This window comes from Pantoea dispersa (assembly GCF_019890955.1).
GTDB classification, from domain to species: Bacteria; Pseudomonadota; Gammaproteobacteria; order Enterobacterales; family Enterobacteriaceae; genus Pantoea; species Pantoea dispersa.
Window position 1 is genome coordinate 653936 of record NZ_CP082347.1, and the last position, 14277, is coordinate 668212.

Annotated in this window: 18 protein-coding genes; 4 read left to right on the top strand and 14 right to left on the bottom strand. The window is 55.7% G+C overall.

Translation table 11 applies throughout. The features are described 5' to 3' along the window. Positions 1-58 precede the first annotated feature (58 nt). Positions 59-949: an EamA family transporter gene (locus K7H94_RS21805; protein WP_222952217.1), complete on the bottom strand. Its 891-nt coding sequence runs from the start codon at positions 947-949 to the stop codon at positions 59-61. After that, positions 946-2157, bottom strand: coding sequence for an MFS transporter (locus K7H94_RS21810; RefSeq protein ID WP_222952218.1), 1212 nt, complete (start codon positions 2155-2157; stop codon positions 946-948). The genes K7H94_RS21805 and K7H94_RS21810 overlap by 4 nt, the downstream gene beginning before the upstream one ends. 126 nt (positions 2158-2283) lie before the next feature. On the opposite strand from K7H94_RS21810, the gene K7H94_RS21815 reads away from it, so the two are divergent. Then, entirely contained in the window at positions 2284-2769 is a 486-nt protein-coding gene (locus tag K7H94_RS21815; RefSeq protein ID WP_222952219.1) for a winged helix-turn-helix transcriptional regulator, read from the top strand. 19 nt (positions 2770-2788) lie between these two features. Here the strand turns inward: K7H94_RS21815 and K7H94_RS21820 are convergent, their stop codons facing one another. The 3 genes from K7H94_RS21820 to K7H94_RS21830 all read right to left on the bottom strand — a co-directional run bounded on the left by K7H94_RS21820 (position 2789) and on the right by K7H94_RS21830 (position 4376). Then, entirely contained in the window at positions 2789-3100 is a 312-nt protein-coding gene (locus K7H94_RS21820; protein WP_058781017.1) for a cupin domain-containing protein, read from the bottom strand. Between the two features lie 214 nt (positions 3101-3314). Then, positions 3315-3617, bottom strand: coding sequence for an EthD family reductase (locus K7H94_RS21825; RefSeq protein WP_222952220.1), 303 nt, complete (start codon positions 3615-3617; stop codon positions 3315-3317). A gap of 12 nt (positions 3618-3629) precedes the next feature. Further along, entirely contained in the window at positions 3630-4376 is a 747-nt protein-coding gene (locus K7H94_RS21830) for an SDR family NAD(P)-dependent oxidoreductase (RefSeq protein ID WP_058770397.1), read from the bottom strand. A 119-nt stretch (positions 4377-4495) separates the two neighbouring features. On the opposite strand from K7H94_RS21830, the gene K7H94_RS21835 reads away from it, so the two are divergent. Next, on the top strand, positions 4496-5350 hold the full coding sequence (locus K7H94_RS21835; protein WP_222952221.1) for a LysR family transcriptional regulator: 855 nt from the start codon (positions 4496-4498) through the stop codon (positions 5348-5350). A gap of 25 nt (positions 5351-5375) precedes the next feature. Here K7H94_RS21835 and K7H94_RS21840 read toward each other — a convergent pair whose 3' ends face one another. Next, positions 5376-6296, bottom strand: coding sequence for a LysR substrate-binding domain-containing protein (locus tag K7H94_RS21840; RefSeq protein ID WP_369974304.1), 921 nt, complete (start codon positions 6294-6296; stop codon positions 5376-5378). 87 nt (positions 6297-6383) lie between these two features. Here K7H94_RS21840 and K7H94_RS21845 point away from each other — a divergent pair, with 87 nt between their 5' ends. After that, positions 6384-6686 (top strand): carboxymuconolactone decarboxylase family protein, encoded by a 303-nt coding sequence (locus tag K7H94_RS21845; RefSeq protein ID WP_021508832.1) that lies wholly within the window; start codon positions 6384-6386, stop codon positions 6684-6686. 5 nt (positions 6687-6691) lie between these two features. Continuing rightward, entirely contained in the window at positions 6692-7090 is a 399-nt protein-coding gene (locus K7H94_RS21850; protein ID WP_132463383.1) for a tautomerase family protein, read from the top strand. A gap of 92 nt (positions 7091-7182) precedes the next feature. On the opposite strand, the gene K7H94_RS21855 is transcribed toward K7H94_RS21850, so the two are convergent. The 8 genes from K7H94_RS21855 to K7H94_RS21890 all read right to left on the bottom strand — a co-directional run bounded on the left by K7H94_RS21855 (position 7183) and on the right by K7H94_RS21890 (position 14230). After that, positions 7183-8205 carry a C45 family autoproteolytic acyltransferase/hydrolase gene (locus K7H94_RS21855; protein ID WP_222952222.1) on the bottom strand — a complete coding sequence of 341 codons (1023 nt, stop codon included), beginning with the start codon at positions 8203-8205 and terminating at the stop codon, positions 7183-7185. 19 nt (positions 8206-8224) lie between these two features. Then, on the bottom strand, positions 8225-8947 hold the full coding sequence (gene glnQ / locus K7H94_RS21860; RefSeq protein WP_058759243.1) for a glutamine ABC transporter ATP-binding protein GlnQ: 723 nt from the start codon (positions 8945-8947) through the stop codon (positions 8225-8227). A gap of 2 nt (positions 8948-8949) precedes the next feature. After that, positions 8950-9606, bottom strand: a complete 657-nt coding sequence (gene glnP / locus K7H94_RS21865; protein ID WP_222952223.1) for a glutamine ABC transporter permease GlnP — start codon at positions 9604-9606, stop codon at positions 8950-8952. A 51-nt stretch (positions 9607-9657) separates the two neighbouring features. After that, the gene (gene glnH / locus K7H94_RS21870) at positions 9658-10410 is read right to left on the bottom strand and encodes a glutamine ABC transporter substrate-binding protein GlnH (protein ID WP_222952224.1); all 753 of its coding nucleotides are present in this window, start codon (positions 10408-10410) and stop codon (positions 9658-9660) included. Between the two features lie 127 nt (positions 10411-10537). Then, complete coding sequence (locus K7H94_RS21875; protein ID WP_222952225.1) at positions 10538-11092, bottom strand: carboxymuconolactone decarboxylase family protein; 555 nt, start codon at positions 11090-11092, stop codon at positions 10538-10540. Further along, positions 11089-12417 carry an aspartate aminotransferase family protein gene (locus K7H94_RS21880; RefSeq protein ID WP_222952226.1) on the bottom strand — a complete coding sequence of 443 codons (1329 nt, stop codon included), beginning with the start codon at positions 12415-12417 and terminating at the stop codon, positions 11089-11091. Before K7H94_RS21880 ends, K7H94_RS21875 begins: the two co-directional genes overlap by 4 nt. Before the next feature lie 127 nt (positions 12418-12544). Beyond that, positions 12545-13402 carry a MurR/RpiR family transcriptional regulator gene (locus K7H94_RS21885; protein ID WP_222952227.1) on the bottom strand — a complete coding sequence of 286 codons (858 nt, stop codon included), beginning with the start codon at positions 13400-13402 and terminating at the stop codon, positions 12545-12547. A gap of 198 nt (positions 13403-13600) precedes the next feature. Further along, positions 13601-14230 carry a LysE family translocator gene (locus tag K7H94_RS21890; protein ID WP_058776142.1) on the bottom strand — a complete coding sequence of 210 codons (630 nt, stop codon included), beginning with the start codon at positions 14228-14230 and terminating at the stop codon, positions 13601-13603. Positions 14231-14277: the final 47 nt, after the last annotated feature.

The window sequence follows — 14277 nt, forward strand, 5'->3', positions numbered from 1 at the left end:
GAGAGAGCGGGCGGGATGCCTGCTCTTGTCGGATCACGGCTCGTCAGCGGGCTGCTGATCACAGCGAATCCGACTGCGGAATGAAATAACGTTTGATGCGTTGTCCATACAACCCAACCGCCAGCCCGGTAATAATCAATACCAGCGCCACGATTTTCATCGGAGAAATAACTTCACCAAATATCATCATCGAACCGAGAATGCCGAATACCGGCACCAGCAGCGATAATGGCGCGACGGTGGAGACAGGATACTGCTTAAGCAATGAATTCCAGATCCAGTAGCCTAATAACGTATTGGGGTAGACCTGAAACAGAATGGATAATATCGCACGGGTATCCATATGGCTGATTAATGCGCTATAGCCCACGCTGCCATTAATTAATCCGTCCAGCAGAAAAAGCGGAAGCGGCGAAAAAGCGCTCGACCAAGCCAGAAACGCGAATACCTGCTTCGTGCCGGCTTTTTTCATGATGATATTGGCAATGCTCCAGGCTATGGCGCCTGCCAGCACCAGCAGCAACCCGGCAAACGTCACCGAGCCGTCGGTAATAAACACAATGCTCATCAATCCGCTGCATGCCAGCACAAAGCCAGCGATCTGATAGCGGCTGAGCTGTTCTTTAAACACATAACTGCCGAGCAGCAGAGTGAAAAAGGCACTGAACTGCAGCACCAGCGAGGCGATCCCCGCCGACAGCCCGGTTTTTATCCCCAGATTCACCAGGCCCCACAAGCCAATGCCGAATACCAGTCCGTAGCCAATCAGGTAGCGCCACGGGACGTCAGGTTTTTTAATAAAGAAGAGCGCCGGGATGGCACACAGCGTAAAGCGCAACCCTGCCAGAATAAACGGATCGATGGCGTGCAGCCCTAATTTAATCACCGAAAAATTAATGCCCCAGATGGCGGTAATACCGATGGCCAGCAGCAGGTGTGATAATTTCATGATTGACGTGTTCCATACCAGAGAATAAGTGCGCAGGCACTGACCAGTGCCCCGCCGCTGCACACGGCATACCATCCCCAGTGCGCATAGAGTTGGGTGGCAGTAATAGCGCCCAGCGCGCTGCCTGCCGCATAAAAACACATATAGGCACCGATAAGCCGGCTGGTGATAGCGGGTTTGCCGGCAATCAGCATGCTCTGGTTGATGACATGCACCGTCTGCACGGCGAAATCCAGCATGATCATGCCAATAACAAGCAATAATAAAGAAGTCTGCGCGAAGGCGATCGGGAGCCACGAGAGCGTTAATAAAGCCAGTGCGCATCCGCTGGCGCGCTGCCCGGTTCCCCTGTCAGCCCAGGCGCCACTTCTGGAAGCCGCCAGCGCTCCGGCTATCCCAGCCAGACTAAACAGCCCTGTTTGCGTATGGGAAAGCGACATGGCCGTGAGCGGCAAAACCATGGAACTCCACAACATGCTGAATGCGGCAAAAATCAGCAGAGCCAGCGCGCCACGCTGACGCAACAAAGGCTCGGTGACAAAAAGACGCGGGACAGACCCCAGCAGCCCGGCCACGGAAGTGGCTGTGTTCTGCGGACCGGCAGCAGGTATCACTTTCATCAGCAGCACGGTAATCAGCAGCATCAGCGCGGCTGAGGTCATATACACCGCCCGCCAGCCGGCGATATCGGCGATGATGCCAGAGACCAGCCGCGCCAGCAGTATGCCCATCACGATGCCACTGGTGACGCTGCCTACCACCTTGCCACGCTGAGCCGGTGCCGAAAGGATAGCGGCCCACGCCACCACGGTTTGCGTCACCACCGCCATCAGCCCCACCAGCAGCATCGCCACCAGCAGCGCCAGCAAACTCTCTGCTAACGCCGCCGCGATCAGGGCCAGCACCGACAGCAGCAGGTGCGTGACCACCAGCTTTTTGCGATCAAAGCGATCGCCGAGCGGCACCAGCAAGAACAATCCCATGGCATAACCCGCCTGCGTTGCCGTGATGACCAGGCCGATGGTGCCGGGCGAAACCTGCAGCGTTGCGGAGATGGATTCCAGCAATGGCTGGGCAGAATAGACATTGCCGACAGCCAGCGCGCAGGTCAGTGAGAACAGAAAAATGATGTGAGGCGACAGCACTGAGGTCGTCACCGGCGAAAGAGGCGCCTCAGAGGTTGCAGGGGTATCACTGGTGCAGGTCATATTGCATCCTATGTGGTTTTTTTTTGAAACCGATTTATTCTATAAGTAGCAGCGGTGGTTTTTTTTTGCAACTTGTTTTGCTGAAGGCTAAGCTGCCGTCAGTAAATCAGCAGAGTGAGAGAGAAGATGGCCAAACAGGAAGCGCTCAGAACCAGCGAATGCCCGGTCGCCCGGACCGTTGAGGTGATTGGCGAACGCTGGTGTCTGATGATCATCCGTGAAGCGTTTGATGATGTGCGCCGCTTCAGTGATTTCCAGAAAAACCTTGGGCTGGCAAAAAATATCCTGGCGTCACGGCTGAAACTGCTGGTTGAGATCGGTGTGCTTGAGAGTTGTCCGGCGTCAGATGGCAGCGCCTACAAGGAATATGTGCTGACCGAACGGGGACGAGCCGTCTTCCCAATCGTCGTGGCGATGCGCCAGTGGGGAGAGCGTTATCTGTTTGAAAAAGGCGAGACACACTCGGTATTGCTGGATAACGCCAACGGCGAACCGTTACCTGAACTGGCCGTGTATTCTGCCCGGGGAGAACGGCTCGATCCCGCCGACTGTCATCGCCGGCGCGTCATAGCCGGTAATCGCGCTGATCAGGCTTCGTCGATCGTGAAATAACCGGGGTTGAGGCGTCGCATCAAACCGATCCCGCTTGTTCAATCACCAGCACCCGGGCTACGCCCTGCGGATGTGCAACGTGTTCAGTGCCTTCGCTGGCATAAAAAATATCACCGGCGGTTAATCGTTGAGTTCTCACTTCGCCCGCTTGTTTGTAGAACATGTCAACGCAACCATCCATAACGGCAAACACCTCTTGTCCATCATTGATATGCCATTTGTAAGGTTGATCGGTCCAGTGCAGTTTAACGCTGGTGTTATCAAAGCTGGCAATATGCTGAGACTCCCAGGCTTTGGAACCCGTAAATTCTCTGCTGCTGTAAAAATTCATGTTTGCATCCTGTGTGCTGCTGCGGTGATAGCTCACACATGAAATAGCAAAAGGCAGCGCCACGTACCAGATTCAGGGAATGGTTTGTCCTGATTTGGCACCAGCGCGTCCCGTTTTTGCTGCCGGGATGCCTGCTTAATGCACAATGCGTTCATTAAGCAGGTTATCAAACCGGTGACCGGAGGGCATAACCGCGCGGCGGCGTCGCTGCCGTTCAGAAGGGAATGAAATGGCTGCGAATCACCGTGGTGGCGTCGGTAAAATGCACCACATCGGCCATCACCCTTTTGGTTTGTTCGGACTCCAGCGCCCGGTTGACATCCTGCTGACAGGCAAACGTGTAAACACCGATGGAGAGCCAGCCGCTGCGGTCTGAAGCGGGATAGAACGCTTCCGCCGAAATGAGCCCATAATCCTGCCAGCACGCCAGCGCCAGCGGCAGGTGCGTGAGGGTATAATAGTCGCGGTCAAAGCGATGGGTTTCATCGCCGACGCACACCACCATCATCTGATGCATCCTTTTCTCCCGTTAACGCATGCCGCCTGACGCCATCATCACCTCGCCCGTCACCCATCCGGCATCGTCGGAAGCGAGATAAGCCACAATCGGCGCAATATCCTGCACCTGGCCAATACGGCCAAGCGGCGTCTGGCTTTCGTTCCAGCGCTGAAACTCCGATCCCATCGCGCCGGTGCTGTGCGTGCCTTCGGTTTCGATTAACCCCGGATTGACCGCGTTGACGCGGATGCCGCGCGGGCCGAGTTCGCGCGCCAGCACGCCGGTAATGGCATCAATCGCGCCTTTGCTGCCGCTGTAGATAGCGCTCTCCGCCAGAAATACCCGCGTTACAAATGAGCTGATATTAATAATGCTGCTGCCCTTGACCAGATGTGGCACGGCGGCGCCCGTCACCAGCAGCGGCCCGAGCACATTGATGTCAAATTGCTTGCGATAGAGCGCTTCGCTGCTCTCTTCGATCTTCGCAAACTGATACACGCCGGCATTGTTCACCACGATGTCCAGCCGGCCAAACTGCGCGAGGGTAGATTGAATGAGTGCCTCAACCTGCGGCTGATCGGTGACATCCGCTGCCAGCGCCACCGCCGTGCCACCGGCGGCCTCAATAGCGGCGACCACCTTATCCGCCCCGTTTTTATCCGCGGCATAGTTGACGACGATCTTTGCGCCGTCGGCGGCCAGCTGGCGGGCAATCGCCGCACCAATGCCTTTAGATGCGCCGGTCACGAGGGCGACTTTGTCCTGAAGCTTCTTCATGTTCTGCAATCCTCAATCAGTTCAGTCTGGATGATGCCGTTATGGTGATATCTGCAAAGTTGTTTGAGAACTGCCATTTTTGTATATTCGACGTTCATTTTTGAACGGGGGCGAGCGCAATGGAATGGAGCGATGTACGGATCTTTCTGGCGGTGATGCGCAGCGGATCCTATGGCGAGGCCGCGCGCCGGCTCGGCGTCAGCCATCCGACCGTGGGTCGTCGCATTAAGGTGCTGGAAGCGCAGGCCCATCAGGCGCTGTTTCGCCGCACGCCGGATGGCCTGGTGTTAACCGATGCCGGTGACGCCGTGCTGGGCCTGGCGGAAAGTATGGAAAATGCTGCGCTGGCGATGGAGAGACGGCTTGCGGGCAATCACCCGCGGCTGGAAGGTATTTTACGCATCTCCTGTGCCGAGTGGTTTGCCACCGCCGTGCTGGCGCCGGTACTGAGCGAGCTGACACAGCGCCATCCCGCTATCGTGCCGGAAATCATCGCCAGCTATCGTTTGCTCAATCTGTCGCGGCGCGACGCCGACGTGGCTTTTCGCATTGTGCCTTTTACCGAGCCGGATATTGTCCAGCGGCGCCTGATGAGCATGCCCTATGCGTTATACGGCACGCCTGAAAATGCCCGCGCATTGCAACACGACCCCGCCTCAGTGGGGCTGATCCTGATGAATACCGCGCAAGCGCATTTTCCGGACGTCGTCTGGCTGCTCGATCAATTTCCACAGTCACGGCGGGCTTTTACCAGCACCAGCCGGGCGGTGCAGGCGCAGATGTGCCGGCGCGGCATCGGCGTGGCGGTGTTACCCCAGCCGCTGGGCGATGCCACCGATGGACTGCAGCGGATTCCCACCCCGCAGCCGCCGCCTTCGCGCGATATCTGGGTAGGCTATCATCAGGATCTGCGGCACATGGATCGCCTGCGCGCCATGCTGGAAATCGCCGATGCGCTGCTGATTGCGAAGTAACTGTCGCAGGGATTAGCGCAGCAATTCAGGCGGGCCTCAGACCCGGTAACGGCTCTATGCTGCGCAGCGCATTTTCCATCAGTCTGGCCAGCAGGTTTTGCGCATTCGGTTCAGTCTGGCTGCCACTTTTTTGTTCCAGCGTAACGCCCAGCGCGCCCAGTGGCGGCAAAACATTGCCGGCGCTCACCAGGTTAGCGGGCATGCCGACCCGCGTGCGCACGGTGATCCCCAGACCGGCCCGCACCGCCGCCCAGATGCCGCTCAGGCTATGGCTGACAAACACGATTCGCCATGCAATGCCCGCCCGGTCCAGACTGTCGATGGCGCGCGAGCGCATCAGGCATGGATTATCAAACATCACCAGCGGCAGCGGTTCGCCCTGGCTTATCATCGCGCTGACGTCGCAGTCGGGGTGGGCGATCCACTCCAGCGGGAACTGGCCGATCAACACGCCTTTACGCTGCAGCGGTTGTGCCTGCCACAGCAGCGCCATATCAAGAGCATCGCTGTCCAGCGCTGCAAGCAGCTCCTGATTACGCGCCACGCGGGCGACGATCTGCAGCCCGGGATGGTGACGTGTAAATTCGCCCAGAATACCGGGCATCAGGGTGTCACCAAAATCTTCCTGCATGCCCAGGCGCACTTCCCCCTGCAGCCCTGCACCGCTGAAGGTGCACAGTGCTTCGTCGTTCAATGCCAGCAGACGGCGGGCATAACCCATCATCACTTCCCCCTCACGGGTTAACGCCAGATGACGCCCGCTTTTCACCACCAGCTTGCTGCCACATTGCTGCTCCAGCTTTTTCAGCTGGGCGCTGACCGCCGAAGTGGATCGACAGAGCCGCACGGCGGCCTGCGCAAAACTGCCACACTCCATGCCGGTGACAAAACTGCGCAGCGCATCCAGATCCAGCGTCTGAGCTAACTTTTGCATAATCGTCCTGATTTATGGGATGAATGACGGTGTTTTATTTGATTTTCAGGATGGTTATGTTTCGCCACAATCGCGGCTGAGTCAATACGGAGAAACATCATGGCAAAAACACTCGATAGTAAAACGCTGGCGCGCATCGCGCCAAAGCTGGCGGAACTCAGTCAGCAGGTTCTTTTCGATGACATCTGGCAACGAGACGCGCTTACGCCGCGCGAACGCAGCCTGATTACGCTGGCCGCACTGACGGCGCTGGGGCGAGTGCAACAGCTGCCGTGGCATATCGAATTCGCGCAACAAAATGGCCTGGCACGAGAAGAGATCGTCGAAGTGTTCACCCATCTGGCCTTTTATGCCGGCTGGCCGGCGGCAGTGTCAGCGCTAAGCTGTCTGGAAGAGGCGTAACCCTCATGCCTTTTACCCGCATCATACTGCGTCAGGGTTACAGCGACGCGCAATTAACGCAGATTTCCGACATCCTGCAACAGAGTCTGGAGGTCGAATTTGCCGTTCCACCCGGCGACCGCTTTCAGGTATTTGAAGAACTGCCGGCGCGGCTAAGGGTGTTTGATCGCCACTATAAAAGCCGCGGGCGTTCAGAGAATTTTGTTCAGTTCATGATTACTGCGGGCAAGCCGCGCAGCCGCGAACAGAAGCACAAGCTGTGTCGCAGATTGTGTCAGCAACTCTCGCAATCGCTGGATATCGATCCGCAGGATGTGATGGTGATTATTCAGTTTAACACCGTCGATGACTGGAGTTTCAGCGACGGATGTCTGATGTCCGAAGAAGCGCGTTTCCACGAGTAACATAGTCAGTATTGCTGGCAGCGCAGGTTAGCGCGCTGCCAGCAATCACTGTACGGCTTCAGTGATGGGCTGTGGAGATTAAAAATAACACCTCATGGACGACCAGCAGATTGCAAAGCGGCGCGCTGGCGGTCGCGCGTGAAGATCTGCCACGTCACCGCGTCATCACTCAGGGTAAAAATAGCCGTGGCGAGGGTATTTTCCTCATCCGGATCCTGCGGCGACAGCCGGTAAATCGGCAACGCTGCATCCTGCTGATCCGATAAAATCGCCCTGGCCGCCGCGCCATCTACCGCCGTTTGCGTCGTCAGCCATGTCTCCAGACGCTGCTGGCGCGAGCCGGAACTGGCGGTGACCACCTGTTCAACGGCGGCAAGCTGCGGGTGAATAAGATGGTTAGCGTGCCCGAAAGGTGCGTTCAGTGGGATCACTGAACAGCCTGAGCCTGTCGCTTCAATACTGATCAGTCGGCTATCGCCCTGCTGCCCCAGCGTATGGTGAAACGCACCGGCGCGCGGCGTGGCGCTAAGTATGGCGATCGCTTCATCCAGCGTGGTCGCGTTCAGCGACGCGCGGGCAATGATCTGGCGCGGCATGCCATCCGGACGATGCTGTGCGCGAATGTTATTGACGGTGTTAACGATGCCCTTCTCATTAACGGCAAAAGTATGACCGCAAAGTGATGCCGGATAGGCGAAGCTGGTGAACGCGAGGCCGTCATCGGGGGTCACGGTGACCAGCGCACAGTCATCGCGCAGCTGGGGAAAACCATCTTCGTTGTGCGCAATGATCAACTCCCCGCTGGCACTTTTCCCCGCCACCGTGGTGCAACCATCCGAAGTTGAACGCACCAGATCGCCCCGGCAGTTCCACGCAAACACCTCGTCAATCGGCGCCTGTAATCCTTCAGCCAGCCCTTCCAGCTCCTGCCAGATCAGCGGAAACTGGTGCTGGACCCGCGCGCGCATACTGCGGATTTGCTGCGTATCTTTCATGGCGGTGACCGTTTGCCAGAGACGGGTATGCCTGAGTTTGTTATGCCAGGCATCACGGCCAAAGTCACCGAGTTGCTGACCAATAACAAAAGCCGAACCACGGAAGTCATGTTTTTTCATAGCGTTATTTCACTTCATTTCAGGATACATGTTGCAGAAATTCTTTCAGACGCGGATTACGGCTGGCAGTCAGCAGCATATCAGGTGGCCCATCTTCGGCAATGGTACCGCCATCAATAAAGATCAGCCGCGAAGCCACATCGCGGGCAAAGCCAATCTCATGCGTCACAATCACCATGGTCATGCCCTCTTCAGCCAGCGAGCGCATCACTTTCAGCACTTCATGACGTAACTCCGGATCCAGCGCGGAGGTTGGCTCATCGAACAGCATCATTTTCGGCCTGACGGCCAGTGCCCGGGCAATCGCCACGCGCTGCTGCTGGCCCCCTGAAAGTTCAGACGGATAGTGGCTGGCGCGATCGCGCAAGCCAACGCGCTCCAGCAGCGCCAGCGCCTGCTCGCGCGCCGCGGCTTTCGTTTGATGACGCACGCGAATCGGGCCGAACATCACGTTCTCCAGTGCAGTCAGATGCGGGAACAGGTGAAACTGCTGAAACACCATGCCGGCTTCGCGGCGGATATCACATTCATTCGCATGCGGGTCGGTGATGTGCATTCCGGCGACCAGCAGCGTTCCGGATGAAATCTCTTCCAGTTTGTTGATGCAGCGTAACAGCGTTGATTTACCCGAGCCTGAAGGGCCAATAATCACCACCACCTCGCCGGACTCAATTTTTAAATTGATATTATGCAGGACCTGCGTGGCACCGAAATTTTTCGACACTGCGTTAAATTCAACCATGCTCATAAAATATGGATCCTTTTTTCCAGCTGCTTCAGTAAAAAGCTCAGGCATAACGTCACCAGCAGATAAATCATGGCTACCGCCGTCCACACTTCCAGCGCACGGAAATTACCCGCAATGATCTCCTGCCCCTGACGCGTCAGTTCTGCCACGCCAATCACAATAAACAGTGAAGTATCTTTAATACTGATAATCCACTGGTTACCCAAAGCCGGAATCATGCGGCGTAACGCTAAAGGCATAATGACATACCACAGCGTACTGCGCTGCGATAAGCCCATCGCCAGACTCGCTTCTTTAAAGCCTTTATTGATTGAGAGGATAGCGCCCCGGGTAATTTCAGCAATGTAGGCACCGGAGTTAATCACAATGGTTACGATCGCGGCGGTAACGGGATCAATTCTTATCGGCAACACCATCGGCAGTGCAAAATAGATAAACATTACCTGCACCATAATGGGCGTACCGCGAATAAGCTCGACAAAAATAAGTGACAGCGTTTTGGCGATTTTTCCGCCCAGAGCACGGCAGGTTCCCGCCAGTAAGCCAATAATAAAACCGCCCAGCAGACCTGACAGCGAAATAGTCAAGGTCAGCTGCAGACCCTGCAGCAATAGCGGCAGGGATTCCCAAATATATTTACTGTCAAAATTCATAATTTAACCTGTAAACGCTAAACAAAGCCGGAGAGCTCCGGCCTGGCAGGATTATTTCGGCTGCTTAGCAAACCATTTCACGTAGATTTTGCTGTAAGTCCCATCCGCGCGCAGGGCCTGCAGCGCGGCGTTGATCTTAGGCGTCAGGCTGCTGTTTTTCTGCATGGCAAAGCCATACTGCTGCGGCAGAATCGTGTCGTTTTCACCGCTGGCTTTGACTTTGCCATCGCCCGCCGTTTTCACGTAGTACAGCACATTGGGCGAGTCATGGACCACCGCATCAAGGTTGCCGGCCTGCAAATCCAGATAGGCGTTGTCGATATTAGGAAACTCAACATAATTTGCCTTGTATTTACTTTTCATAAAGCTGGCTGCGGCCGTGCCCTGTTTCAGGCCCACTTTCTTGCCGATTAAATCGCTGAATTTCTTAATGCTGTTATCATCGCTTTTGACAGCCATTAATAAGTCGGCGTCATAATAACCGTTGCTGAAATCCACCACCTGCTTACGCGCATCGGTAATGGTAATGCCTGCCATCGCGACATCCAGATTCCGCGATTGCAGCCCCGGAATCAGGCCACCAAAGTCCATTGGGTGTAATTCATAGCTGATATGCATTTTCTTCGCGATGGCATCCCATAAATCAATGTCAAAGCCGACGTATTTATCACCTTGCTTAAATTCAAAAGGAACAAAAGCCGTATCAACCCCGACGGTTAATTTCTCCTGCGCCGCAGCGATAAAACTGGCGGAACAGGCAACCAATGCCAGTGTAACCTTTAATTTATTTAAAAATGCAGACATAATAACCCTCAGCGTCAGTAATGTAGCGTGCAATGATCGTCATCCAGCGAAATAACCCGGCGGACATGGTCAAAGAAGGTGGTTAATATAATGGGCGTATCAGGTACGCCCGGAGTAATGCGACAACTTATGCAGGAAGCAAGTAATCCTGCGTAAAGGGTACCGGCGTCTGCGCGCCGTTCATGATCATCGAGAGAAAACTGTAATAGCCGTTAATGCCTATCAAATCCACCACGCCCTTCTCGCCCCATAATTCGATGGCTTGCTGCCAGGTGGCATCACTGATTTTCTGTTGCTGATGTAACTGCTGGCAAAACTGATAAATCACCCACTCATCAGGCTGCAAATCCGCGGGCTGACGTTTTTCATTGATGGCCTGCACCGCTGCAGCAGAAATCCCCTTTTCGCGCGCTATCGGCGCATGGATTGCCCACTCTACCGGCTGTGACCAGTGCCTTGCCGTCATTAAAATCGCCAGTTCCGATAACCGCTGGCCCAGCGCACTGCGATAGCGCAGATATTCCCCCATACGCTGTGCATGTGCCATTAACTCGGGGCTGCGCAGCAGCGGCTCAAACGGAGGCAGCAGCGCGCCGCGCGGCCCGTTGATTATCTCTTCAGCGAGCGGACGTTGCTGCTCATCCCAGTCCTGCTCCGCCAGCGGCGGTAATCGGTTAATCATAATTTGCCGGTCTCTTCACGTATCACGGTGTTCAGCGTATCCACGACAAAATCCAGTTGTTGCGGGGTGACGATAAACGGTGGGGCAATTAAAATATGGTCGCCATATTGCCCGTCCAGCGTGCCGCCCATCGGATAGACCAGCAAACCGCGCGCCATACAGTTGGCCTTGATGGCTGCGTGAAGTTTCACCGCCGGATCGAACGGGGTTTTTGTGGCTTTATCACGCACCAGCTCCACACCGGCAAACAGGCCGCGGCCGCGAGTATCACCCACGTGCGGTAACTCCCCCAGCACGTCGCGTAGCGCCTTGTGCAGATAAGCGCCCTGCTGCTTAACCGCCTCCAGCAAATGGTCGCGCTCAATCACCTGCTGTACTGCTAATGCCGCCGCAGCGGCTGTCGCGTGACAGATATAAGTGTGTCCATGCTGGAACAGACCGCTGCCGGCCTGCAGCGCAGACACGATCTTCTCACTGGCCAGCACCGCGCCGATGGGTTGATAACCGCCACCCAGTCCTTTGGCGATGGTAACCAAATCAGGTACCACGCCATCCTGTTCGAACGCGTGCAGTGTGCCGGTACGCCCCATTCCGCACATCACTTCATCGGCGATAAACAAAATGCCGTACTGGTCGCACAGGCGACGTACACCCTGCAGATAGCCCGGCGTCGGCGGCGTGGCACCGCTGGTAGCACCGACTACCGTCTCCGCGCAAAAACCAATAATCGTTTCCGGGCCCGCATCAACAATCGCCTGCTCCAGCTCGCTCAACAGCCGCTGGGTATATTGCTGCTGGGTTTCATCGGCACGGCGATCGCGATACTCATTGCAGGCGGAAACACGAATCACGTCGATTAACAGGGGCGCGAACTGACGCCGGCGCCATTCGTTGCCACCCACCGCCAGCGCGCCCAGCGTATTGCCGTGGTAGCTCTGTTTGCGGGCGATGAAACGGGTGCGCGCAGGCTGTCCGATCTCAACAAAGTATTGCCGGGCCAGTTTCAGCGCGGTTTCTACCGCCTCAGAACCGCCCGACACGAAATAGGCATAGTTAAGATCGCCCGGTGCGGTGCGCGTTAACTGTTCGGCGAGCTGTTCAACGGTATCGCTGGTGAAGAAACTGGTATGCGCATAAGCCAGTTGATCGATTTGACGATGCATGGCTGCGAGGACGTCAGGATGGGCGTGGCCCAGGCAGGAAACGGCGGCACCACCGCAGGCATCAAGATACTGTTTTCCCTGTGCATCAAAAATGTAGGCCCCGTGTGCGCGCGTAGCCACGGCGGGCACGCTGCGCAGGCTGCGGTGAATGATACGGCTCATGCTGGTCCTGCTCCTGAATACGCTTCGTTGTTGAAACGTATCTTGCAGGATCCATTTGAATCACGTCAACGCAATAATGATTCAATCGCATTCAATATTCTTATGACAGATACAAATGAATCATCTGTCAGGATTTGCCGGCATGCACGTAAGCGCCTGAATCGATTAAATAGCGTTCGGCATTTTCAATTTTACTGACCGCATCACGTCCATGACGGGCCACCAGCATCGCCAGCAGGCACTCTGCCAGGCCCATGCCAGAGACGACTGACGGAAAAAACGATGGGCTGTTCAGTGAAAACCGGAGCGAGCAATCAGCGGCCTGCGCCAGCGGCGAGACCGGTGAGTCGGTGATGGTGATGATCTTTGCGCCCGCCTGCTGCGCTGCGCGCAGTACATCCAGTGATTCGCGTGAATAAGGGGCAAAGCTGGTAAGTAACAGGCAATCTGAGGCGGTCAGTTCACGCGTGAAAACTTCGATGTTGCTCGCCAGACCATCCACCAGTGATACCTGACGATTGAACAGCCGATACACATAAAATAATGACCAGGCGATCGGAAAGCTGGCGCGGAAACCGCAGATGTAAACATTGTCAGCCGCATCGAGTAAGGTCACCGCCTGTTCCATTGCCTGGCGGTTTTCGTCCTGCGTAAAGGCCAGGTTGGTCTGGTGGGCCTGAAACATCGCATCATACAGATGCGGCTGCGTGCCGGCAGCCACCAGCTTTTCCGCTTTCGAGACATAGGTATCATTGCGCAGGCCGATGTCATCGATGAATGCGTCTTTGAGTTCACTCCAGCCGTTATAGCCCAGCCGTTTCGCCAGACGCAGCAGGGTTGCCGGTTTCACCCCGGCCTGCTGCGCAAAGGTGCGCATGGATTGCACCACCAGTTGATTGGCATTCTGCAGTGAGAATTCGGCAGCCCGCTGTAGTTCTGGCGATAATTCACTGAACTCGCGGACGATAGTTTCCTTTAGATTCATAGCAACGATTCACTGGCTTTAACGTTCAGGTATCTAAACACATTTGAGATCAAGACTCTAGGCGCGGATATCACACCGGAGTGACGGCCTGAAGCAGGGCGCGATGCGTCGCGCCGCAACAATCAGGCTGCTCATGGTGGTTTACTTAACTGAGCGGCCTGTTGCTATGGAGGGCGAACCTGAGGTTAAAAATTTACTTTATTGACGACTCAACACCAGTTTCAGTCCGGCAATGGCAAAACAGCAGGCTAATAGCGCATCTAATCCCCGGCGGATACGACGGTAAAACGCGTTCATTGCTGCGGTGGAAAATATCAGCGCATAGCCGCAAAATACTGCGACGCAAATCGCCGCACAGCCGAGAATAATCAGCGGTAAGGTCGAGGCTGCAGCGTCCGGTTTGAGCGCGACGGACATGATCGCGACCCAGGTTAAAATGGCTTTCGGATTACCGACGTGCATCAAAATTCCCTGACGAAATAACGCGCCATACGCAACACGGTGATCGCTGATAACGGTTTTATCGGCAGCAGTGCGGGTTAACGCAGATTTACCGGCTTTGTATGACAGCCACAACAGATATAACCCGCCGCCGATTTTCAACACCAGCAGCAATTGGGCAAACGTCGCCAGCACGGTTAATACCCCGCAGGCCGCCAGCAGCGCCCACAGCATTGAGCCGCCAATTACCCCGCCCGCAAGCGCTAAGGCGGCACCGCGCCCTTTATTCATCGCCGTTCCCATAATCGCCATATTACTCGGACCAGGGCTGGCCGTTGCCACAAAATAAGTGGTGTAAATCAGCATTAATTCGTGTGAAAGCGCCATGATATCCTCTGCAGGTGAAATGTCCTGAACCTGTTATATCGGCTTGC